Source organism: Streptomyces sp. GD-15H (assembly GCF_045291515.1).
Classification (GTDB): Bacteria; Actinomycetota; Actinomycetes; order Streptomycetales; family Streptomycetaceae; genus Streptomyces.
Window position 1 is genome coordinate 3,309,474 of sequence record NZ_CP149447.1, and the last position, 21,978, is coordinate 3,331,451.

At 67.9% G+C, this 21,978-nt stretch carries 23 protein-coding genes and 2 pseudogenes; 4 read left to right on the plus strand and 21 right to left on the minus strand.

The window, feature by feature from the left end:
- Positions 1-599: 599 nt before the first annotated feature.
- Positions 600-1,841 carry an acyl-CoA dehydrogenase family protein gene (locus WJ438_RS15275; RefSeq protein ID WP_406725743.1) on the plus strand — a complete coding sequence of 414 codons (1,242 nt, stop codon included), beginning with the start codon at positions 600-602 and terminating at the stop codon, positions 1,839-1,841.
- A gap of 92 nt (positions 1,842-1,933) precedes the next feature.
- Here the strand turns inward: WJ438_RS15275 and WJ438_RS15280 are convergent, their stop codons facing one another.
- From WJ438_RS15280 to WJ438_RS15310, 7 genes are all read right to left on the minus strand, one after another.
- Positions 1,934-2,527, minus strand: coding sequence for a GAF domain-containing protein (locus WJ438_RS15280; protein ID WP_406725744.1), 594 nt, complete (start codon positions 2,525-2,527; stop codon positions 1,934-1,936).
- A 31-nt stretch (positions 2,528-2,558) separates the two neighbouring features.
- The gene (locus WJ438_RS15285; protein WP_406725745.1) at positions 2,559-3,161 is read right to left on the minus strand and encodes a GTP-binding protein; all 603 of its coding nucleotides are present in this window, start codon (positions 3,159-3,161) and stop codon (positions 2,559-2,561) included.
- Positions 3,139-3,522 (minus strand): DUF742 domain-containing protein, encoded by a 384-nt coding sequence (locus WJ438_RS15290; RefSeq protein WP_406729696.1) that lies wholly within the window; start codon positions 3,520-3,522, stop codon positions 3,139-3,141. Before WJ438_RS15290 ends, WJ438_RS15285 begins: the two co-directional genes overlap by 23 nt.
- The gene (locus WJ438_RS15295) at positions 3,519-3,947 is read right to left on the minus strand and encodes a roadblock/LC7 domain-containing protein (protein WP_406729697.1); all 429 of its coding nucleotides are present in this window, start codon (positions 3,945-3,947) and stop codon (positions 3,519-3,521) included. Before WJ438_RS15295 ends, WJ438_RS15290 begins: the two co-directional genes overlap by 4 nt.
- A 49-nt stretch (positions 3,948-3,996) precedes the next feature.
- Entirely contained in the window at positions 3,997-5,496 is a 1,500-nt protein-coding gene (locus WJ438_RS15300) for a sensor histidine kinase (RefSeq protein WP_406725746.1), read from the minus strand.
- 1,036 nt (positions 5,497-6,532) lie between these two features.
- Positions 6,533-6,949: a YeeE/YedE thiosulfate transporter family protein gene (locus WJ438_RS15305; protein WP_406725747.1), complete on the minus strand. Its 417-nt coding sequence runs from the start codon at positions 6,947-6,949 to the stop codon at positions 6,533-6,535.
- Complete coding sequence (locus tag WJ438_RS15310; RefSeq protein WP_406725748.1) at positions 6,949-7,611, minus strand: YeeE/YedE family protein; 663 nt, start codon at positions 7,609-7,611, stop codon at positions 6,949-6,951. The genes WJ438_RS15305 and WJ438_RS15310 overlap by 1 nt, the downstream gene beginning before the upstream one ends.
- Positions 7,612-8,995: 1,384 nt before the next feature.
- On the opposite strand from WJ438_RS15310, the gene WJ438_RS15315 reads away from it, so the two are divergent.
- The gene (locus WJ438_RS15315; protein WP_406725749.1) at positions 8,996-9,370 is read left to right on the plus strand and encodes a DUF192 domain-containing protein; all 375 of its coding nucleotides are present in this window, start codon (positions 8,996-8,998) and stop codon (positions 9,368-9,370) included.
- A gap of 8 nt (positions 9,371-9,378) precedes the next feature.
- Here WJ438_RS15315 and WJ438_RS15320 read toward each other — a convergent pair whose 3' ends face one another.
- On the minus strand, positions 9,379-9,879 hold the full coding sequence (locus WJ438_RS15320; protein ID WP_406725750.1) for an ATP-binding protein: 501 nt from the start codon (positions 9,877-9,879) through the stop codon (positions 9,379-9,381).
- Between the two features lie 268 nt (positions 9,880-10,147).
- On the opposite strand from WJ438_RS15320, the gene WJ438_RS15325 reads away from it, so the two are divergent.
- Both WJ438_RS15325 and WJ438_RS15330 read left to right on the plus strand, forming a co-directional pair.
- Positions 10,148-10,999 carry a helix-turn-helix domain-containing protein gene (locus WJ438_RS15325; protein WP_406725751.1) on the plus strand — a complete coding sequence of 284 codons (852 nt, stop codon included), beginning with the start codon at positions 10,148-10,150 and terminating at the stop codon, positions 10,997-10,999.
- Between the two features lie 9 nt (positions 11,000-11,008).
- Positions 11,009-11,200: a hypothetical protein gene (locus WJ438_RS15330; protein ID WP_406725752.1), complete on the plus strand. Its 192-nt coding sequence runs from the start codon at positions 11,009-11,011 to the stop codon at positions 11,198-11,200.
- Here the strand turns inward: WJ438_RS15330 and WJ438_RS15335 are convergent.
- The 13 genes and pseudogenes from WJ438_RS15335 to cpaB form a co-directional block, all read right to left on the minus strand.
- A complete protein-coding gene (locus WJ438_RS15335) occupies positions 11,188-11,847 on the minus strand; it encodes an OmpA family protein (RefSeq protein ID WP_406725753.1) in 660 nt (219 codons plus the stop codon). The two genes, WJ438_RS15330 and WJ438_RS15335, sit on opposite strands and share 13 nt — an antisense overlap.
- An 8-nt stretch (positions 11,848-11,855) precedes the next feature.
- Positions 11,856-12,437 (minus strand): hypothetical protein, encoded by a 582-nt coding sequence (locus WJ438_RS15340; protein ID WP_406725754.1) that lies wholly within the window; start codon positions 12,435-12,437, stop codon positions 11,856-11,858.
- Positions 12,438-12,471: 34 nt separating this feature from the next.
- A pseudogene (locus tag WJ438_RS15345) lies at positions 12,472-13,076 on the minus strand (pilus assembly protein TadG-related protein).
- Positions 13,076-13,273: a Flp family type IVb pilin gene (locus WJ438_RS15350; RefSeq protein ID WP_406725755.1), complete on the minus strand. Its 198-nt coding sequence runs from the start codon at positions 13,271-13,273 to the stop codon at positions 13,076-13,078. Before WJ438_RS15350 ends, WJ438_RS15345 begins: the two are co-directional and overlap by 1 nt.
- Before the next feature lie 153 nt (positions 13,274-13,426).
- Positions 13,427-14,365 (minus strand): response regulator, encoded by a 939-nt coding sequence (locus tag WJ438_RS15355; RefSeq protein WP_406725756.1) that lies wholly within the window; start codon positions 14,363-14,365, stop codon positions 13,427-13,429.
- Positions 14,362-15,920 (minus strand): annotated as a pseudogene (locus WJ438_RS15360) (sensor histidine kinase). Before WJ438_RS15360 ends, WJ438_RS15355 begins: the two are co-directional and overlap by 4 nt.
- A gap of 17 nt (positions 15,921-15,937) precedes the next feature.
- Positions 15,938-16,825, minus strand: coding sequence for a DUF5936 domain-containing protein (locus WJ438_RS15365; protein ID WP_406725757.1), 888 nt, complete (start codon positions 16,823-16,825; stop codon positions 15,938-15,940).
- 19 nt (positions 16,826-16,844) lie between these two features.
- A complete protein-coding gene (locus WJ438_RS15370; protein ID WP_406725758.1) occupies positions 16,845-17,789 on the minus strand; it encodes a type II secretion system F family protein in 945 nt (314 codons plus the stop codon).
- An 11-nt stretch (positions 17,790-17,800) separates the two neighbouring features.
- Complete coding sequence (locus WJ438_RS15375) at positions 17,801-19,138, minus strand: CpaF family protein (RefSeq protein ID WP_406725759.1); 1,338 nt, start codon at positions 19,136-19,138, stop codon at positions 17,801-17,803.
- A 92-nt stretch (positions 19,139-19,230) separates the two neighbouring features.
- Positions 19,231-19,587: a TadE/TadG family type IV pilus assembly protein gene (locus tag WJ438_RS15380; protein WP_406725760.1), complete on the minus strand. Its 357-nt coding sequence runs from the start codon at positions 19,585-19,587 to the stop codon at positions 19,231-19,233.
- A 1-nt stretch (position 19,588) separates the two neighbouring features.
- The gene (locus WJ438_RS15385; RefSeq protein ID WP_406725761.1) at positions 19,589-20,002 is read right to left on the minus strand and encodes a pilus assembly protein; all 414 of its coding nucleotides are present in this window, start codon (positions 20,000-20,002) and stop codon (positions 19,589-19,591) included.
- Positions 19,999-21,252 (minus strand): CpaE family protein, encoded by a 1,254-nt coding sequence (locus WJ438_RS15390; protein WP_406725762.1) that lies wholly within the window; start codon positions 21,250-21,252, stop codon positions 19,999-20,001. The genes WJ438_RS15385 and WJ438_RS15390 overlap by 4 nt, the downstream gene beginning before the upstream one ends.
- 7 nt (positions 21,253-21,259) lie before the next feature.
- The gene (gene cpaB / locus WJ438_RS15395) at positions 21,260-21,967 is read right to left on the minus strand and encodes a Flp pilus assembly protein CpaB (protein WP_406725763.1); all 708 of its coding nucleotides are present in this window, start codon (positions 21,965-21,967) and stop codon (positions 21,260-21,262) included.
- Between the last annotated feature and the right edge of the window lie 11 nt (positions 21,968-21,978).

The window sequence follows — 21,978 nt, forward strand, 5'->3', positions numbered from 1 at the left end:
CCGACGACGGAAGTGTTCCTACCAGGGAGGCGGCGGCTGGGCAACCCCCTTCACACTCCCCCATCGCTCAGCGGTCGATGGCCTGGAGTCCTGTGCGATCACGTCCTGGGTAGCTCCGAAGTCGCCGTCCGCACAGGCGCCGCCCGCACCCCGGTGGCCGTCCACTGGATCTTCCGGTGAGCGGCGAGGTATCTTTCAGTATCTCTGCCGGTGGCCGTGGCTGATTCGTATCGGTGGGTGGCCGTGGAAGCAACCGTAGTTGGTCCCCTTATCGGCACGACAGAGCGTGACTGAATGTCGCCGGTGACTGCCGCTTCCCTTCCAAGCAAGGACCCTGTGGGGTGGCACACGCCCACCCGAGGCGAACTTTGCAACCATTTAGGCGATTTCCCCGCCATGCACATCCGACCAGATGCAAGTGCAAACCCTTACTTCATAGTTGAAGCAGAAAGCAAGTGGCCGTGATTGAGTCAATCTCAGGAGACGATCTTGGCCGGGATGCAGCGAGAACTAGACAATATACCGGGCGGTGGCCTGACCCGAAGAACCACTGCCTGACGAATGGCCGCCGGATCCGGCGGTAACGTGCAGGAGGGGTTTTGGAACGCTACTTCACCAGCGAACGGCATATGGACCTGCGGCGTCGCGTACGTGAATTCGCCGAACAGGAGGTACGTCCACGGATAGCCGAGATGGAGGCTTCGCGGACCGTGGCGCATGAGCTGTCCAGGCTCATCGCGCGGCAGGGCTGGATCGGTGTGACCATTGGCAAGGAATACGGTGGGATGGGGGCCGGGCATCTGGCCAAGACGATCATCATCGAGGAACTTGCCCGTGTCAGCGGAGCGATGGGGGCCATGGCGCAAGCCTCCCAGCTCGGTGTCGCCAAGGTCATTCACTTCGGTAGCACACTGCAGAAGGGAACCTGGCTGCCGCGGATCGCCGCAGGTGACTGCCTTCCCACGATCGCGGTCACCGAACCGGAGTCGGGGGGCCATGTTCTGGGGATGGGCAGCACCGCCGTCCGCGACGGCGACGAGTACGTCCTCAACGGCCGCAAGGTATTCGTCGGCAACAGCCACGTGGGCGACCTGCATGGGGTTGTCGTGCGTACCGGCGAGGGATCGAAGGGTCTGTCGGCTTTCCTCGTCGAGGCCGATCGCCCTGGCTTCTCGCTCGGCGAACTGCGACCTGCCATGGGCCTGCACGGCTTCAGTTTCGGAGAGTTGGTCTTCGACAACTGCCGTGTCCCGGCGGGGAATCTACTCGGCACGGAGGGCCAGGGCCTGGCCGTCGCCTACTCGTCGAGCATCCTGTACGGTCGGCCCAACCTGACGGCGGTCTCGCTCGGTATCCACCAAGCCGTCTTCGAGGAGACGACCGCCTTGTGCACCAAGCGTGAGCGGTACGGTGCACCGCTGGGCGAACTCAACAGCATCAAGCTCAAGCTGGGCAAAATGCAGTCACGGCTGATGACCGCCCGGCTGGCTGCCTACCACGCCGTCCATCTGCTCGATCAAGGTCTGCCGTGCGACGCCGAGTTGATGAACGCCAAGTTCATCAACCACGAGTCCGCCGTCGACTCGGCCCGCGACGGCATGGAGATCCACGCCGCGAGCGGCTTGTTCACCGACCGTCCGGTCGAACGTTATCTGCGCGACGCCCATCACATCTACGCACCCGCCGGCACCTCCGACATCCAGTTGCTGAGGCTGGGTGAAGTCGCGCTCGGCACGGTCAAGGGTCAGTGGTCGCAGCGTCTGGCGGATCACGTGCGGACCATGGAGCCGAAGTCGCAGCGCCAGGAAGAACTGCTGGAGGCTGCCGCGTACTCGGACTGAACCAGAGGGAGCCACGGACTCCATGTCGTGTCCGTGGCTCCCGCGTCTGGTTCTCAAGTACGTCGGCACGGGGGAGTCCGCGACCCGGCCGTTCAGATCTGGTCCCGGCCCTCCATCTCGTCGATCCGGTTGACCAGTTGCTGGGCTACGGATTTGATGGTCGCCAGACCCTCTCGCCCCCACGCGTGGGTGTCCGTGTCGACCACGCAGATCGTGCCCAGGGCCATGCCCGTCTTCCGGTCGATCAGTGGCGCGCCCATGTAGGAGCGGATCCCGATCTCGTCCACAACGCGGTTCCCGGCGAACCGCGGATAGTCGCAGACGTCCTCGAGCACCAGCGCCTTCTTGCGCACGACGACATGCGGACAGTACCCCTGATCGCGCGTCATCGTCCGGCTGACCTGGGGCTGCTGCGGTGCTGCGTCCAGTTGCATCCCCGGCCGCCCGGCGGTGTAGAGGCCGGCGAAGTACTGGCGGTTCTCGTCGATGAAGTTGACCATCGCGAACGGTGCACCAGTGACATGCGCCAGGTTGCGTGCGAACTCGTCGAACTCCGGAACGGGTGCGTCCCCGATGCCGAGTTCGCGCAGCCTGACCACCCGGCCAGGTGCGTCCCGGTCCTCGGGGGTCAGTAGCAGGTGGCCGGTCGGGTCGTACAGGGTGTTGTGGGGAACCGGGGCTGACATGCAGACTCCATTCGGTCGTGCTGAGCGCAATTCAGCGCAAGGGGTTGAACTCCGCGGGCGAGGCGCCGGGAGGCGAGGCGAGCAGGTGCTGGACCAGTGCGATCAACACGTGGGTGCCGGAACTGCACTGCCGCGCGTCGCACATCACGACGGGTACGTGGGGCTTCAGGTCGAGAGCCGCGCGAACCTCTTCGGGCTCGTAGTGATAGGCGCCGTCGAACTCGTTGACGGCCACGATGAATCCGATGCCGCGTCGTTCGAAGAAGTCGACGGCGGCGAAGCAGTGTTCCAGTCTTCGAGTGTCCGCGAGAACCACGGCGCCCAACGCTCCGCTGGACAGTTCGTCCCACATGAACCAGAACCGCTCCTGACCGGGTGTGCCGAACAGGTAAAGGACGCGGTCCCGGTCCAGGGTCATGCGGCCGAAGTCCATCGCCACAGTGGTGGTCGACTTTTCCTCGACCCCCACCAAGCTGTCCGTTCGGGCACTGACCTGGGTCAGCACCTCCTCCGTACTCAGCGGCTCGATCTCGCTGACCGATCCGACGAACGTGGTCTTGCCGACCCCGAAGCCTCCAGCAATGAGGATCTTCAGGGCGGTCGGGAAGGGGTCAGAGCCGCTTGCGAAGGCCATCTAGCACCGCCTCAAGGAGTTTTCGGTCGGTTGGGGTGGCTGCCTCGACGACATGTGGCGACCTCATGGTGAGCGCCTGGTGCGAGACGAGGTCGGAGAGCAGGACTTTGGTGATGACGGCCGGCAACCGCAGATGAGCGGCCACCTCGGCGACCGAGACGGGGGCATCGCACAGCGCGAGGACCCGGTCGTAGTCCGGGCCGAGGTACGTCTGGGGACGGACGCCCGTCGTCATCACAAGGGTCAGAAGGTCGAAGTGTGCTGAGGGACGGGTGCGCCCGTTACTGACCGTGTACGGCCGCACTAACCTCCCGGCGTCGTCGTCGAGCCACGCTCCGTCCTCCGCGTCCCGCACCCTCAGCGCCCCGGATCTATCGATGCGCCGACCGTTTGCTGTCGCGCCGGTGTGGCGAGATACGGGCGGACACTCTTGACCAACATGGCCATCTCGTAGCCGAGCACTGCCGCATCCGCTTCCCCGTCGGCCAGGACGGCCAGGACGGCGCCCGAGCCCGCGGCACACACGAACAACAGGGCGGTGTCCAACTCCACAACCACCTGCCGTACGTCGGCTCCCTGGGCGAACTGCACGCCCGCACTGCGGGCGAGCGAGTGGATACCGGAGGCAAGAGCAGCCAAATGGTCTGCTTCGGTTGCTGTCTCGAACCCGTCGCATGCCTTCGCCAGTCCGTCGGAAGACAACAGCAGGGCGCTGCGTGTGTAGGGGACCCTCTGGACAAGGCCGGCCAGGAGCCAGTCGAGATTCTTCGGCTGGTCGGCATGCATGTCACTCACGGTGGCGTTCCTCTCCTTGCTGCAATTACGAAGCCCGCGGTCAGCGAGAGCTGTTGGTGGAAGGCTCGTCGGGCTCGTTGTCGGCGAGCCTGACTCCGCGCTGGAAGCTGGCCATCAGTCCCGGATCATGCTCCACCTCCGGGTCCTCGGCACTGCGGGGGGCGGCGGGACCGTGCCGGAGCTCCGGTACCAGATGCTCCTGTGCGCGACGCTGCGGCAGGCGAGGTCGCTCGTCCCGGGAGCGCGTGCCGTGCACGTCCTCGCGGTCCTGGGGTGCCCATGCTGCTGTGCTCCGGGCATGCTGCGGCGTCGACGCGGACGCGGAATGGACCGGCGGCAGCGGTTGCCGCAGGGCCGGGGGCGGAGTCACGGGTGGGGCGGGGGACACCTGCACTGCGTGATCCCGCGCCGAGGGCGCCCGGGCGGGTCGGGGATCCCCAGCGGCCGCCTCGGCAGGCTCGTCGCCGATCAGCCCGCGCGGAATGACCAGGACTGCCTGAATACCTCCGTAGATGTTGCCCTGCAGCCGGACCACGATGCCGTGGCGGCGAGCCAGCGCGGACACCACGTAGAGACCGATACGGCCGTCGGCGAGCAGCTTGCTCAGATCGATCCGGTCCGGCTCGGCGAGGAGCAGGTTGATCCGTTCCAGTTCCTGCACCGACATCCCCAGGCCGCGGTCCTCGACCTCAACGGCCAGACCTGCGGTCACCCGCTGGGCCCGCAACAGTACTTGGGTATCGGGTTCGGAGAACATCGTGGCGTTCTCCACCAGTTCGGCCAGCAGGTGGATGACGTCGGCGACGGCGTGGCCACGGAGTGTCCCCTCGATGGGCGGCACCAGCTTGACCCGCGAATAGAGCTCGACCTCGGCGATCGACGAACGCAGGACCTCGGTCAAGGTCACCGGTCGGGTCCACTGTCGACGGGACACGGAGCCGCCGAGCACGGCGACGTTCTCCGCGTGACGGCGGATACGGGTCGTCAAGTGGTCTACGTGGAAGAGGCCTTTGAGCAGTTCCGGGTCCTCGACCTCGTTCTCGAGCTGGTCGAGCATGTTAATCGCGCGGTGCACGAGCGACTGCAGCCGCCGGGCGAGGTTGACGAAGACCTCGACCTTCTCCTCGCTGCTCGGCGAGACTTCGCGGGACTTCTGCGCCGTCTGGGCCAGGACCGTCCGGACCTGCCACATGCCGACGTTCATCTCGTATGCCAGACGACCGAGGACATCCGTCGAGGACGGGGCGTGGGGGGTGAACGGAACAGGCTCCACCTGCTCGCCCCGCTCCAGCCGCCGCAGCACGTCCTGCAGGTCTGCCTGGCCCGCGGAGAAGGCCCGGCGCAGTGACGCGTGCCGTCGTGACATCCCCCGCTCCTGGGCGCGGCCGGCGAGCGCGGCACCGACCAGAACGCCACAGCCGAGGACGACAGCGCTGATGAGCACGGCCCAGGTGGCTGCGTCGGCGGTGCCGTCCTGCATACGGAGGACGAAGAGGACCGTGACGGCCGCGATGAGCGCCATGAAGGCGGCGGGCAGCACGGCGAGGCGAACCGCAGGGGAGCGGATGGCCGAATCCGGCCCGTCCTGAGCGGGAGGCCTGGCGTGTTTTTTCCTTGCCGAAACCGGCGCCATCACCCGATAGGGCTCCGAACGCACTGCATGGGTCGGGATTTCGGGCATCGGGGTCCTCTCGATCAAGCAGCTGGGACACACGGCGCACAGGGCGAGACGACCGTCAAATCACACAAGGAATCGGACAGTCCACGAGGAAGGCCAGCCTACGCCACCTCCTCAATGCGACGTAATCGCAGCATCCCAGAATGGGATCGATGGCCTGCCTCAGCCATCCTCTGACACCACCTCGCCAGGTACGGCAAGACGTTTTTGCGCAACAAAGCGCACAAGTGCCACGCGACGCAGTACGCCGGAAATGCCGTACTGGTTAGACGATGCACCACAGCGACAGTAAAGCCCCCACATGGGAGCCATCAGAGCAATCCGCTAAATGGTCCGAATGACCGATACTCCAGTCGCCTGTAACCTGATCATGGAAGATCTGAAAGCCCCGATTCACTCATCGCAACCAGCACGGACGGACCAGTGCCCTCGGAGTGCGAAGCTTCGAGGCCCGCCCTTACGGTGGGGGATGAGAAGCGTCAACACACCTGGGGCTGCCAGCAGGTTCACGGGTGCTGACCTGGGATTGGGGGGTCGATGACCTCACTGGTGGAGATACTGAGAGCAAGGGCGTGGACGGCACTGGAACAGGTGGAGGAGTCACGTTCACGACTCGCCGCGCTGGAGGAGGAGTACGCCGCCGCGCAGGCGAGGCTGACCCACTTGGGCGTCACCGGAGAGACGGTGGCGGAGTTATTGGCCGAGGACGACGGGAGCAGTCGGCACGCCCTGCCCCCACGCGATGGCTGGGCTGCCGAAGGGTGGGGCGGCCATGCGCATCGGGCTGGGCAGGACGGCTGACGAGAGCGATTCCCGTCGGGCGTTCCGGCGAGAAAGGTGGGGACCCGAGTCCGGCGCTCCGCCGTGCGTGGCTGCCTCGCCGAAGCCGGGCCTTTGGTCACAGCCCGCAGGAGCCGCGGTCGAGGTGGAAGTATCGGGCGTTGGCCCAGCGGCACAACCCGATACCGACGGCGACGCCGACGATGGTGACCAGGGCGGGCAGGTATCCGCTGGCAACCTGGATGATCGGGATTGCCGGGCACCCACCTGAGATCGCCCAGCCCGTACCGAACAACACCGCGCCGGGGATCACGCCGGCGTGGATGCGCCCCGGGGTGCGGCGGACCCGCAGCAGAGCGAACACGCACACGATAATCCCGACGGCGCCCGCGAAGGAGAAGAACATGCGCAGGTCCTGGAAGGTGAACATGCGGTTCAGCTCGGCGTAGTCGCCGAAGCCGATGTTGGTGACGGTATAACCGAGGGCCAGTCCGGTGATGATGTTGGCCAGCAGAATCGCGCCCCGGGTACGCATCAGATCACCTTCCACAAGAGGAACGACACCGCGACGGCGGTGCCGAAGAACACCGCGGTCGCCACGATGCTGACCGGGCGCAGACGGCCGCAGCCGCTGAGTCCGTGGCCGGAGCTGCACCCGCCGGCCAGCCGAGTGCCAAAGCCGACCAGAACGCCACCCAGGAACAACAGGCCGATCATGGCAGTCGAGTTGGCGGTGACCAGGTCCTTGAAACCCGGGCCCATGTCGAAGCGGAGCTGGAACCGCCCGGAGGTTACCGCGGCAATCAGTCCGCCGACGAAAATCGACACCAGCAGGGCAGCCTGGGTGACCAGCGGGGCCGGGCGCAGGCTCGTGACCGAGTGGCTCTCATCCGCCGTCGGTTTAACATCCGGTTCGAACGGCTGCGACACGCCGTACGGAACCGGCGGCGAGGTGGTCGCGCCAGGGCCGGGGCCGGTGCCGAAGTGCTCCGCGGTGGCTGCGGCGAGCGCATCGGCGAGAGCTTGATCGTCGGTGAACTCCTCGTCCATCCGCTCGATGCGGCGTTCGCTGCGCCAGTGCAACACCCGATCCCACGCCGACGAAACCCCGAAAGATCGATCGGTCATGAGGGTGTAGGTGACGGTGACCAGAGCGAGCCCGATAGCGCCCGCCCACCAGGGCCAGTAGGTACTCATGCGGGGCCTCTCATCCAGTCGGCGAGTCGAGCCCACCAGCCGCGCTTCGCGTGGGGGGCCTTCCGCGTGCGTCGAGCGAGGCGGTCCGGTGGCTGGGGTATCTGTGTGGGTGGTGACGGCTGGTGATGCCAGGCCGGTGCCAACGGGTGTGCTGGTTCAAACTCGGCCGTGGTCTCCGGTGCTGCGTGTCCAGGTCCCGATGGGCCAGGTGGTTGGGACGGCGTCGGCTGGGACCAGGACACGGCCTCCGGTGACTGCGGAGTGGGTTGTGGCGGCGCGGCCTGCCGGGGTACCTGCCCTGGGTCGGCCTCGCCGGACCGGTTCGCGTCGGCCCCGGGTTCGAGATGCCGCGCGCGGGCTCCGTTGGGCAGCAGGCTGATGGGCACGGGCTCGCCGGTGAGTGCCAACTGGTAGCGCGCACAGTCGTGCCACTGATCCTGGCTGTCGCAGTAGTAGTCGCGCCAGCCTTGCAAGCTCGCCCTGAGTAGTGGGAAAAGTGGACATCCTACGGCGTGCGAGCAACCCACGTCGCTCCCTCCTGACCGGCGCACACCGCCCGTTCGGGGAGGGCGGTCGCCGTTCTCGGTTTTGTCCCTGCTGCGCCCTGTCGACGATCTCAAAGAGTCCAGGAATATAGGCACAGCGCCGTTTCCTGTCTTACCGTCACGACGTTCAGGCGTGATGCAACCATTGTTCCGGTGTCCCGAGCAACCTCAGGGGGCTTTCCCACCGGACCACTTGACAGCACTAGGTGGAATACGTCATGCGACGAATGCGCCTGTCCATCTCTCATGTCCGGATATTCGCGGCCGACAGTGAGGCCACTTGAATCGTGATCCGACCTCATGGTCGCGTTTCTGCTGGTGCGAGTCAGCCATTCATGGAGAGGGTGCGAATACTGGAGTCGATTGTGGCGGGTGTGTAAATGTTTCAGGTCGGAAACGAAGACACTGATGGAGGGGAATCATGTGCCCACGTACTGTCTGTCGGTCGTGCCGGAAGGTGACCTGCGAGGGGTGCGGGAGGCATGTGGAGCAAGTACTCGCGGGTGTGCCCACGACTCAGCGGTGCGCGTGTGAGTCCGCGGGGCGCACGGGTACGCGCACGGCCGAGGCGATGTCTCGACCGGGACCGGCGCCGAGCCGGCGGGGCGACCGGTGGGCCCGGCTCCTCGACTGGGTGAAGCGCCCGACGTGAGGCGACAGCCGGAAGATGTCGAGCGGGAGTTGGGGAAGGTTATCGGCCATCGTGACCGCCAGGGTGGCCCCGGCCGTCCCCCGTCCCGCAACCGCACAGGAGCTGACTTCCGGGGCCTGGCGGGGATAGGTTCGGTGTGGACGGTTGATCGTTCGGTGGTGGAGTGAAGGGGTGGGGTGGGTCGCTGATGGCGCGTTGGCATGACGGGCGTGGAGAGTTGGTCATCCCCGGCGACGACGACCGGCCTGCTGTGCGCGTGCCGCTGGAGATCGCCGGCTCCTATCGGGCGCGCACCAAAGGGCTGTTGGGGCGGGACGCCCTCGACGGCGCGCTGCTCCTCTCACCCGCCAACAGCATCCACACCTTCCGTATGCGCATGCCCATCGACGTCGCCTACCTCGACCGGCGCCTCCGCGTCATCGCCGTACGCACCATGCCGCCGGGACGCCTCGGGCTACCAAGGGTCCGGTCACGGCATGTGATCGAGGCGGAGGCCGGGACGATGGCGGGGTGGAGCCTGCGGGCAGGGACGCGGGTAGAGGTGGTGCGGGAGGGGGAGTGACGGGGCCGCTACGGCTTTCCGTCCACGTACGCGGACGCGCCTTCCCTGGGCAAGACGGCCCACATGCGGGTGCCTCCGCCCGGCTCCCGCGCGTCGCCGAAGCCCCAGTCGCCGGCGCATGCCCTGACGACGCATGCGAGCACCCTGAGTACGGCCCGGCGGCGGGCGTCACACGCGGTCGCCAGACGGAGGTGAGTGTGGCGGGGGTGTGCGTCGTAGAGGACCACGCGCAGGGTGTCGTCCCGGTAGCGAAGGGATACGTACACCTGGGCTGTGGGGGCCAGGCGGCATGCGCAGGCGGCCAGTTCGCCCACGACCTGTACCGCCGCGTCGGTCATGTCGTCCAGGCCGTGGGCCCGCAGGATCGACCGGGTGGCGGTGCGGGCGATGGCGGGGCTCCGCAGGGCCGGGGGGAGGGTGAGGCTGTAGTTGAGAGTGGCGGGGTTCTGCGGAGTGGGCGGCTTGTCGAGGGGGGCGACGATCGGGCAGAGGGCGGTCGATTCGGGCATGGCGACTCCTTCGGGCAACAGGTGGTTCGCGGCTCCGCCCAGTGGCTCGTCTCCCTGACGCGAACGCGCCCCTCCCAGGGCAGGAGAGTGCGGGCAGGCTCGCGCGATGCCCTTCCGGGTCGGTGCGGGCCGTAGTCGACCCATGACCGAATGTACGGACAGTTGTGGCACACGTGCCACTCCCTAAAGGGAAATGCCTCCATTGAGTTTGGGTCGAACGCATAATTGAGGGCAGACTGGGTCTCCGACCGTGGGGAGGAAGGTGTCGATGCCCACACGTGCCACACCCACCGTGCGACAGCGACGAGTTGGCGCTGAGCTGCGGAGGCTGCGCATCGCGGCAGGGCGGACCACGGAGTACGCTGCCGGGCTGCTCGGACTGGACAGGACCAAGGTCTCCAACATGGAGGCGGGAGTTCGCACGATCTCACCTGAGCGCATCCAGATACTCGCCGGCAGCTACGAGTGCACGGATCAGGCTTACATCGACGCGCTGATCGCCATGGTGGCGTCACGCCGACGCGGCTGGTGGGAGCACTACAAGGGCCAGCTTCCTCAAGGCCTCTTGGATGTAGCAGAGTTGGAGTGGCACGCCACGCGATTGCGTAGTCTGCAGACCGTGCATATCCCCGGACTCCTGCAGCTGAGCGGGTACGCACGCGCCGTTTTCGACTCGGCGCTACCACCTCTTCCCAGGTCGGAAGTCGAGCTGCGGGTGGCTCTGCGCATGCAGCGACAGAAGGTCCTGGAGCGTGAGCCTGCGGTTGAGTACGTGGCCTATGTGCACGAGTGCGCCTTGCGTATGCAGTTCGGGGGACTCCGCAACACTCGGGAGCAGTTGGAGCACCTGTGCGAGATGTCCGAGCGCGACAACGTCGACCTACGTGTTCTCCCCGTCGAGGCCGGCGCATTCCCTGGAGCCGGACACGCGGTTCTCTACGCACACGGAGTGGTTCCCCAACTCGACACCGTGCAGCTGGACTCCGCACATGGCGGAGAGTTCACTCACGCTGACGCACAGCTCACGAAGTACCGTTCGCACATGGACTGGTGGCACGAGAGATCACTTGATCCTCACGCCTCCCACGACTTCATTCGCTCACTCACACGCAAACTCTGAGGAGCCTTCATGGCCGAGATCCGCTGGGAAGAGCCGTTCTGCGCCGAAGGCAACAACTGCTTCCGCATAGGGACCGACGCCGAAGGCAACGCCTACATCGCCGTCGCCGGGCAGGAGGAGCACCCGTTGACCGACAGCAGAGAGGCCCTGCGCGCCCTGATCCTGGAGATCAAGGCAGGCAAGGCCGATCACCTGCTGTAGTCAGCTCTCTGCGCGGGGAAGGAGATCTCCACCCTGCGGTTCTTCTTGCGGCCGGACTCCGTCGAGTTGTCGGCGATCGGGTACTGCTCACCGTAGCCGCGCACCTCGTACGTGAGGTCGGAGTCGTTCAGCTCCTGCTCGAGGACGCCGTGTACGGCGTTCGCGCGCTGGCGGGACAGGACGTCGCCGTGCGCGGAGGAGCCGAGGTTGTCCGTGAAGCCGAAGACGCGGATCTTCGTCGGGTTCTGCGCCTTGATCTCCTCGGCGATCGTGGAGATGCGGGACTTCGCCTGCGCGCTCAGCTTGGCGCTGTCCTTGCCGAACAGGACTTCGGCCTGGAGCGCGAACTTCACGTCCGAGTTGGTGTCCTCGCGACGTTCGTCGCCGCTTTGGTCTTCGACGACCTGCTTGATGTCCAGGACCTTGGGCTCCGCGAGGGTGGCGCCGTCCGGGAGCTTGAGGTCGGGGTCGTTCGCGTCGAGTTCCACGGGGGCGGAAGCGGTGGCTTCGGTGCCTGGGGGGACGCTCGGGCCGTCGGCGGCGGAGGCCGCCGTGGCGCCATAGAGGTTCGTGGCGACCAAGACACCGACGGCGGCAAGAGTCACGGCGTACCGAGGCGGCAACGGGCGCGTGTGGCTATGTGTCATGGTCGGCCTCACCCAGAAATCTGAATGGTGCCGCTGGCGAACGTCGGTAGCTGGAAGGTCACTTCGGACACGTCAGCAGGCGGTGCGGGGAACTGCATGAAGACAGAAAGGTTCTCGCCGGACTTGACCGTCGAGAACTCTGTGGTGGTCAGCGGACGACCGTCCGTATCACGCAATACGTAGTACCGTTTCTTACCCTTCGAGTCGACCAGCGTGGCCCCACCAAGCGACCGACCGTTCCGCACGATTTCGGTCTCATTGCCGCTCAGAGCGGCTGGCACGACAACGCTCTTGGCTCCTTCATTTTTCAGAGTGCCGTTCACGGTGACAAAGCCACCGGCATCGCGCTGCGCAGAAGTGATCTGCAGCAGAAGCCCGTCCGAGCCCCTCAGCTCGGCAAGGGGCTCATCCCCCTGTCCCTCCTGCGCACTGGGGTTAGATCCGTTGCCCTTGGAAGCGGAAGACGTGGTTCCCGGCTTCGGGGCGGCGTCTCCACCCCCACCGCAGCCGGCCACCCCGAGGGCCAGTCCGGCGACAAACGCCAGTGCGACCATCCCCCTGCGTGCCTTCGTTGTGCACCGAATGCTCATGACTCTGCTTCCTTAGTCACTCGTCGTTCGCTTGTCAGTCGGCCAGGTGGACATCGAAGAGGTCCTCGGGCTCGGGGAGGAGGTCCTCGGGCGCCTTGGGGTCCAGGTCCCAGTCCCTGTCCTTGCAGGTGAGTAGAGGCAACGTGTCGTCCCCCGCATCCTCGTCCCCCATGGGAAGTTCGAATGCGCAACGCGGCTCGATCACAGCAGTGGCGGTCTCTTTCGACCGCTTGTCCTCCGTGCCGGGCACGATGGAGTCTCCCACCGTGTCGTTCGTCTCGACTTCAACCGAGTAACCCAGTAGGCCGTCTGGAGCACAGCTCAGCACGACGGCATCGTTCCGCGCCGCGAGTTGATCCGCCCTCCCACACGAAGTGGCGGGCCCCAGGCCCTTGCCGTTGAAGATGTCCTGCCACTTGGTCGGGTCCAGAAGGTTCTTCCCCAGGCACCGGCGAGCTTGTCCCGCCTGTCCTGCGCCGCCGCGAGGGCGGCGGCGTCAGCGGCCGTCTGGGCGCCGTTCCGATTCGCCGCGGCCTGGCCGACCGCAAAGTACGCGAACGCGAGGAAGAGCAGGCCCCCCACCACGGTGATGTAGATGGGGAAAGCCTGCCCTGCGTCGCCGAACTTGCGGGACCGCATCAGCCGCCGGTGACCTCGCCGATCTTGGCCGTGATCGCGTCGAAGATCGACTGACCGAGGCTCGTCCCCGTGATCGCCAATACGATCGCCACGACCACCGCGATGATGCCCAGGTACTCCACCGCGGTCTGGCCCTTGTCGTTGCGGGCTGCGCGGGACTGGAGGTACGTGACCGTCGTGTTGATCCAGTTGCTCATGGTGTTCCCCTCCGGCTGACGCTGTTGCGGCCGCCTTCTCCGTGCGGCTGCTTTCGACACGCACAACGTACGGTTGCCGCACCCGCCCACCAGAGGGCCCCAGGGCCCAATTCCGGGCCCAATCACCGGCCCGGCTTCTCGTCCCCCGTACCGTCACCGCAGGTCACCCGTCCCTCGGTCCGAACCCGGTGTCGTGCCGAGCCACTTCGCCGCGGCCTCGGAACGGCTCGTGCTGTGGAGTTTCGCGAAGATGCGGTTGATGTGGTTCTTGACCGTCTTCTGACTGATGAAGCACGTGGCGGCGATCTGCTGGTTGCTCATGCCGGACGCGATGAGGTCCATGATCTCCGCCTCCCTGGTGCTCAGTTGGAATCTCGACCTGTCGGGAGCGGCCGGGCGGCCGCCTGTCCACCCAGACGTCGACTGTGCCACATCCGGTTGCAGTCGTGAAAGGTTTTCCGAAGAGGTAGGCGGAGCCGGGATACGAGGTAGTCCGAATTCACCCGAACTCGCCCGCATATTCGATGGACTGGCCTCCGCACTCCCCAATCCCTCCGGTAGTACCTGCCCCGCACCCGCCCCCTGGCGCAGTTGCGCCAGCAACGCTCCAGCCGCCGTCGGTGTGAAGTGCGGCTTGCCGTGCTTGATGTCCCGTACCGCCGACACCAGCTGGTCCGCCGTGAACTCGCCGTGGACCAGGTAGCCGCCCGCTCCCCTGCGCAGGGCCTCGTGGACGATCTCCGACTCCCTGCTGTACGTCAGCATCACGACCGGGGCGATCCGCACCAGGTACGGGAGGGCGGAGATGCCGTCCACACCCGGCATGCGGACGTCCAGGAGGACGACGTCGGGGCGGTGTTCGTGGGCTGCCTCGTACGCCTGCCTGCCGTCCGCCGCTTCCGCCACGACCGAGATGTCCTCGCGGCCGGAGAGCAGGGCGGTCAGGCCGGCGCGGACCACCGGGTTGTCGTCGGCCACGACCACCCGGAGCACGGCGGGTGGTGGGACGTTCTCGAAGGGGTTCGGCGGCGGCTGCACGAGGCTGCCTCCTCTCCGCGAGTGGGGGGACGGGTACGGCGTCTGCTCCATCATGCGGCCTCCTCCGCCGGATTCGGGCCCGGCGTCGTCACGGCCGCCAGCGGGAGTTCCAGGCGGACCTCCGTGCCGTGGGCCTGTGTGCCCCGGCCTATGCGGATGCGCGCCCCGACGGAGGCGGCCCGCTCGACCATGCCGACCAGGCCGAAGTGGCCTGCCCGGCGGAGCTGTTCGAGGCTGGTGCCGGGGGAAGCCCGCGGCCGTCGTCGTGGACGCTGATGCGGAGCAGGCCGCCGTGGATGCCCGCGTGGACGTCGACCCGGGTCGGTTCCGCGTGACGGTGGGCGTTCTCCATGGCCTCCGAGGCGATGGTGAGGATCTGGCGGGCCACCGCCGGGGGCACGGGTGGGACCGTGTGGTCGCCGGTCGGGCGACAGTTCGCCGGCAGGCCGGTGCGCGTGCTGAAGTCATGGGTGCGGGCCGCCAGTTCCTCCAGGACGTCCGTGCCCTGCTCCGGGTCGGACTCGCGGCGCAGGTCGGCCAGCAGTTCGCGGGATTCCGCCGCCGCTCGGCGGGCTGAGCGTGCGACGAGTTCTGCCTGCTGCTTCACCAGCTCCGGGTCCATGTGCCGCGCTCCCGCCGAACCGGCCAGTCCGTCCGCTGCCAGGGCGACCCCGTGCAGCGTCTTGGCCACCGAGTCGTGCATCTCCCGGGCCAGGCGGGCTCGTTCCGCGCCGACCGCCTCGGTGACGGCCAGGCGGGCCTGGATCGTGGTGAGGGCCTGGGTCGCCGCGCCGAAGCGGAGCATCAGGCCGCGCAGGGTGGAGCCGACCGCCCCCGCGACCACGCAGAGGCCGGGCAGGAACGAGGTCTCCGCCAGGCTCCCGTGCGGGTTCTCCACGGTCGCGTAGACCATCAGCAGGATCAGCCCCTGGAGGGACGCGAAGACGGCCGCGCCCCGCCAGCCGTAGACCAGGCCGGCCAGCAGCGGCGTGCAGACGCTGACGTAGGCGAGGGTGGTGTCCGGACCCGCCGAGATGAGGAGCAGGGCACCGAAGGCGGTGTCCACCGCGAGGAGCGTGGGGTGGCGCAGCAGGAGGGGGCCGAAGCGTTCCCAGTCCCGGAAGAAGACGTAGGAGGCCATGAAGGTGACCACCACCGCGATGCCGACGAGGCGGGTGCCCCAGCCGGGGCTCGCGTTGAGCAGGGCGGCGGGGGCGGCCAGCGCGATCATCGCCAGCCGGAAACCGAACGCCTGTCGGCACAGGGCCTGGAGGGCGTTGATCTGGATGTCGACGTCCGGTGCGGGTGCGTGGAGGGTGCCCCCGCCTTCGGCCGGGATCTCGTTCCCACCCGCACCACCTGTGCGGCTTTCGCCGTCGGCTGCGGGGGGCCCCTGGGAGGGTCGGGCGTCGGCGGCCAGAGCGTTCACCTGGCCCGCTGCCGTCGGCTCCCAGCCCGATGGCAGTGCCGGCGTCACCGACGTCACCGGGATGTCCGACGCTCCCGTGCGGACGTGCTCCGGGAGGACCGTGCCCGCCGGTGGGGTGGTGATCTCCGCGGCCCTGGGGCGGCGGCGGATCCGCACCGTGCGTTCCCTCTCGATCGTCATGGCACCTGGCCCCCGTCCTACTCGCCCGTGAGCGAGCCGAAGTCGGTGCCGGAGCCGAGGATCAGGCCGGCACCGAGGAGGATCATCGTGGCCGGAACCATGAACGTGGTGATCATCATGGTGGCCTTGGGGACCGCGCGGGCGGCCTTGCGGCGGGCGTTCTGCGCGTCCGTGCGGCGCATGTCCTTCGCCAGCGCCACCAGCGTGTCGACGATCGGGGCGCCCAGCTCCTCGCCCTGCTGCAGCGCCGTGACGAACATGGCGACCTGTTCGGAGTCGTTCCGCCGCCGGAGTTCCGCGAAGGCCTGGCGGCGGCTCATGCCGAGGTCCATCTGACGCAGGGTGATGCGCAGTTCGTCCGCCCAGGGACCCTCGTACCTCCTGGCCACACGGTCCAGTGCCTGACGGAAGCCGAGGCCCGCGCTCACCACGACCGCGAGGACGTCCAGGAAGTCGGGCAGCGTGCGCTCGATCACGTCCTTGCGGATGCGGATCGCCGACCAGATGCCGACCTCCGTCCAGAACACGCCGAAGGCGAGCAGCAGCAGGGCCACGAAGAGCTGGCCGCGCATGAGGAAGACCAGAAAGCCGACGCCGCCGAGGAAGCCGTAGACCGCGCGGCGGGCGGCGTAGCGGTCGATGGTGAGGCCGCCGGGGTTGCCCGCCAGGTTGATCTTGCGGCGGTACTTGGCGACCTGCTTGGGGCCCATGAGGCGCAGGACGGCGGGGGCGTAGCGCATGCCGAGGCGGTCGACCAGGGAGTCGACCGCGCCGGTGCGGGTGGAGCCGACCTCCAGGGCGATGGCCAGGTCGCTGGGGAGTTTCGCCTCGGCCCGGTACATGCGGATGCCGGCGAAGACGCCCCAGACGCCGATGGCCATGGTCAGTGCGAGCAGAAGTGCCATGTCAGTTGCTCCTCGCCGCTCAGACGTCGATGCGGGACAGGCGGCGGATGAGGACGAAGCCGACGGCGTAGAGTCCGAAGGCGATGATGACCGCGGCCTGGCCGGCCGGGGAGTCGGTCATGCGTTCCAGCGCGCCGTCCTTCACCCCGTTCATCAGGAACAGGGAGCCGACGCCCAGGACGGGAACGGCGTACGACGTCATGCTGACCTGGGAGAGCTGGGTGCGGACCTCGCGCCGGGTCTCCTTGCGTTCCTCCAGCGTCTCCGTCAGGTTGCGCAGCGCGCTCACCACCTGGCCGCCGGCCCGGTTGGACAGCACCAGGGTGGTGACCAGGACGACCAGCTCGCGGGAGGGAAGGCGGTCGGTGAGTTCGCCCAGTGCGTTGTCCATCGAGGCGCCCACCGCCAACTGATCGGCGACTTTCGCCAGTTCCTCACCGGCCGGGGCCTCCAGTTCCTCCGCCGCCATGCCGATCGCGGTACGGAGAGCCAGGCCGGCCTGGGTGGCGTTGGCGAGGATCCGGGCCAGCTCCGGAAGCTGGTTGATGAACTTCTCGATGCGTTTCTGGCGTTGCCAGTTGAGGAACTGGAAGGCCATCCAGACGCCCAGGAGTCCGGTGAGCGGGCCGAAGAAGGGGGCCAGCGTGGCCTGGCCGGTGAGCCAGAGGCCGGCGACCGTGACGAGCATGGAGACGAAGAACTCGCCCGGGGTGATGTCCAGGCCGGTGGCCGCCAGGCGCAGTTCCAGTTTCTTGCCGGTCCTGGTGCGGCGCAGGCGGCGGTCCAGGCCGTGGAAGTGGCGACGGCGGCCGACGACGGGGATCTGGCCGGTGGCCGAGAGCCGGTCCACCAGCACCTGCCGCTGTGCCTTGCCCATGGCGTAGGAGTGCACGCCCACGACGGCGAGGACGCAGGTCAGCAGGGCGATGCCCGTGGTCAGCGTGATCAGGTTCTGCAGATCCATGGGGACGGTTCCTACCTGGCTTCTCGGGCGGCGAGCTGGTCGGTGGACTGGGCGATGCCGAAAGCCTGGGGAATGGCCTGACTCGCCATGTAGAGGCGGTCGGCGGTGCGACGCGGCAGCGGGTGGTACTCGAACGCGCCGTGGATCCGGCCGTCGGCGGCCATCGGCTGCGCGTGGAAGCGGGCGGCCGTGGCCAGCCGGTACGGTTCGCCCCCGTGGCTCTCCAGCAGGGCGACCTCGGTGATGCGGCGGGCGCCGTCAGCGAAGCGGGTGAGCTGGACGATGACGTCGACGGCGCTGTTGATCTGGTCGTGGAGGGCCACGAAGGGGACCTCCACCTCCGACATGGAGGCGAGCGTCTGGAGTCGCATCAGGGCGTCCTCCGCGCTGTTGGCGTGGACGGTGGCGAGGGAGCCGTCGTGGCCGGTGGACATGGCCTGGAGCATGTCCAGGGACTCACCGCCGCGGACCTCGCCGACGACGATGCGGTCGGGGCGCATGCGCAGCGAGTTGCGTACCAGGTCGCGGATGGTGACCTTGCCCTTGCCCTCGACGTTCGGCGGGCGGGACTCCAGGCGGATGACGTGCGGCTGCTGGAGCTGGAGTTCGGCCGAGTCCTCGATGGTGATGATGCGTTCGCCCTCGGGGATCAGCCCGGACAGGGCGTTGAGGAGGGTCGTCTTGCCGGTGCCCGTCGCGCCCGAGACGATGATGTTGAACCGTGCCTGCACCAGGCCGGCGAGCAGGTACAGCATGGGCTCGTCGAGCGACCCCAGGCCGATCAGCTCCTGGAGGGTGAAGGAGCGCGGGAAGCGGCGGATGGTGAGGATGGCACCGGTCAGGGACAGCGGCGGGATGATGACGTTGACGCGTTCGCCGGAGGGGAGGCGGGCGTCGACCATCGGATTGGACTCGTCCACGCGGCGGTTGACGGTCGAGACGATGCGCTCGATCGTCTGCATGAGCTGGTCGTTGGAGGCGAAGCGCAGGGGCAGTTGTTCCACCCTGCCGCCCCGCTCGACGAAGATCGTGTCGGGGCCGTTGACCATGATCTCCGTGATGGAGGCGTCCTCCAGGAGCGGTTCCAGGATGCCGAGGCCCAGGGCCTCGTCGACGACCCTGCGGATCAGCTGGGAGCGTTCGAGCGTGGACAGGACCGGGCCCTCGCGGCTGATGATGTGCCCGAGCACTCGCTCCAGGCGCACCCGGCGCTCGGCGGCGGCCATCGAACTCATCTCCGCGAGGTCGATCTCCTCGAGGAGTTTGGCGCGGTAGGCGGCGACCCGGTGGCCGTCCTCGCCCCGGCTTCCCTTCTCCTCGGGGGAGTTGATACGTGCCCGCAGACTCATGAGTCCGGTGCTCCTCTCCTCGTTCTTCGTCCTGGTCGGTGGCCGACGGTCAGTCGGCGGCGGTGGTGGTGACCGGCGGTCGGGCGGCGGCGTCAGCGGTCGATCGGCATCGTGGCGGACTTCCGTGCCGGGTCGAAGTCCCAGCCGGGGACGATCGAGGGGATGTCGATCGTGGCGGTGACGGTGACCTCGTCGCCGCCGTACGCGGCCCGGCAGTCGGTGCCGTCGGCGAGCCAGTCGCTGACGGCGGCGGTGCAGGCCTGCCCGGTGCCCCGGTCGAGCGAGGCGCTGCGCGCCGCGGCTCGGGCCGCGGTGCCGGCCTGCTGGGCGGTGTACGCGATCAGGCCGAGTTGTACGGCGGCCATGGCGACGATGATCAGGACCGGGATGAAGCCCAGGAACTCGATCGCCGCCTGGCCCCCGTCACGGCGCCTGTGGTGGTACGGCATGTCAGTCCACCTCCTCCACCGCGCCCGCGCTGCCCGTCACGTCGAAGGGGAAGTCGGCTGTGCCAGGGAACAGCACGGGGACGTTCAGCTTCACTTCGGCCGTGACAAAGCCGCCCGCCGTCGTGCAGTTCACCGTCGCGGCGCCCTTCCACGCGTCGGGCAGCTTGTCCAGCCCGGCCTCGCGGCAGGCACTCTGGCGCCAGGCCCGCTCCGACGCCGTCCCCGCCCGTACCGCCTCGTCCGCGGCATTCCCCGCGAGGGTGAACGTGTATCCCACCAGCACGAGCTGCCACAGCACCACCAACGTCACGAGAATCGCCGGTGTCATACCGAGGAATTCGATGGTGACCTGGCCCCGGTCCCGGACTCGGTTCCGGACTCGGTCACGCGCCCGTCGTATCGCCCGCATCCTCATTCCCTCTGGTCCTTGCGCCGCCGGAAGTTGGCCGATCCCCGGTCGCCGCGCAGCCGACCGGTCTTGTGGGCACCCTCGGTGGCCTTGACCAGGCCGAGTTCGCCTGCGAGGCCCCACAGGGCCTGTTTCACCGCGCTCTTGCTCTCCAGTTCGTGGACACGGCCCGCGTCCACGACGCTCTGCAGCTCCTTGAAGTTGGCGGGGACCGCGGTCGCCGCGACCGTGGTGCCGGTGATCTTCTGGATCAGCGGCGGTTGGATCTCCGTGGCCCGGGTGTGGCGGTTGACGACCACCGTGGTCTCCTCCGCCTTGCGGATCTGCAGCCGTTCCCACATCCGCACCGTCCGTTTGGCTCCCCGGACCGCCACCACGTCCGGCGTGGTGACCAGGAGCGCGGTGTCGGCCATCTCGACCGCCGCCGCGCCCGCCCCGCCGAGCTGGGCTCCGCAGTCGATGACGACGACCTCGTAGCGGGAGCGCAGGGCACTGACGATCTGCCGGGTGGCGCGGTCGGTGACGTCCTCGCCGCGTTCGCCCTCGGCGGGGGCGAGCAGCAGCGCGACACCGGTGTCGTGCCGGAAGACGGCGTCGGCGAGGACGCGCGGGGAGATGTCGGTGACCGCCGCGAGGTCGACGACCGAGCGGCGGAACTGGACGTCCAGGTAGGAGGCGACGTCGCCGGTCTGGAGGTCCATGTCGACCAGGGCGGCGGCTCGGCCGGACGCCTGTGCGGCGAGGGTCAGCTGGATCGCCGTCAGGGTCGTCCCCACGCCGCCCTTCGCCCCGCTGACCGTGACGACGGTGCCGCCGACGCCGGTGAAGACGTCGCCGCTCGCACCCAGGTGACGGCGTACGCCGACCGACCACTGGGCCACCGCCTGGACGCGGCTGCCGAGTTCCTCGTAGCTGAGCGGGAGGGCGACCAGGCCGCGGGCGCCGTAGTCCATCGCGGCCTGGAACAGGCCGGGGCTCGCGTCCGAGGTGACGAGGATGACGCCGACGGCGGGGAAGCGCAGGGCGACTTCGCGGATCAGCTCCAGTGCCGGGACGGGACCGATCCGCTCGTGGACGACCACGACCTCGGGCAGCTCGTCGACCGACTCGGCGGCCAGGCGCGCGAGGGTGTCGATGAGCTGGGTGGAGTCGGCCACCGGAGCCACCGGCTCGGCGTCCGGCAGCTGACTGAGCAGTGTGGTGATGGACCGCACCGCGTCCGCGTCGCCGACCGCCGGGAGGATCCTCGTGGGCATGCGGCTCTCACTTGTCCTTCGCGAGTTCGTACGTCCGCTGGGAGTCCGGGACGGTGGTGTCGCTGCCGGGGGCGACCAGCGCGAGCCGGACACGCTGGGCGAATGACTCGGCGTAGGTGATGCGCTGGGCGTCGATGGTGGACAGCGCGAAGGTGATCGGGACGCCGTCGGTGGGCTGTCGGCCTCGCTCGTCCTCGTCGGGCTCGAGGGCGGTGATCCGGCCGACGTCGAGGACCTTGGCGTTCGTCACGATGATCTTGGATTGGGCGGGATCACCCTGCTGTGCTCCGGCGAAGGTGGCGTAGACGTTGACCGTCGATCCCGGTGTGATCTTGCCGGCGACACCGGTCGCGGCATCGATCATGATGGCGACCTCCTGCTGACCCGGCTTCAGAGCGGGCTGGTTCACGATCATGTCGTTCTGCAGAAGTGAGCCCTTCCGCAGCGTGGTGACGGCGATCTTGCCCTGGATCTCGTCCAGGTCGGTGACGGCGTTCTGGGACAGCCACCGCTCGGGCATCCGGACCTTTTCGAACTGGCCGCTGCTGAGCTCGGTATAGGGCGCCACGTTGGCCTTCAGCCGGTACGCGGCGGCCTCGGGGCCGACTTTGGAGTTCACGTCACTGATGACGGACAGCACGCCGGCGAACGCGCCGAGGGCGCACAGGACCGACAGGAGCAGGAGTATCACGCCGCGGCGCTGACGGGAGTTCATGAACCGTACAA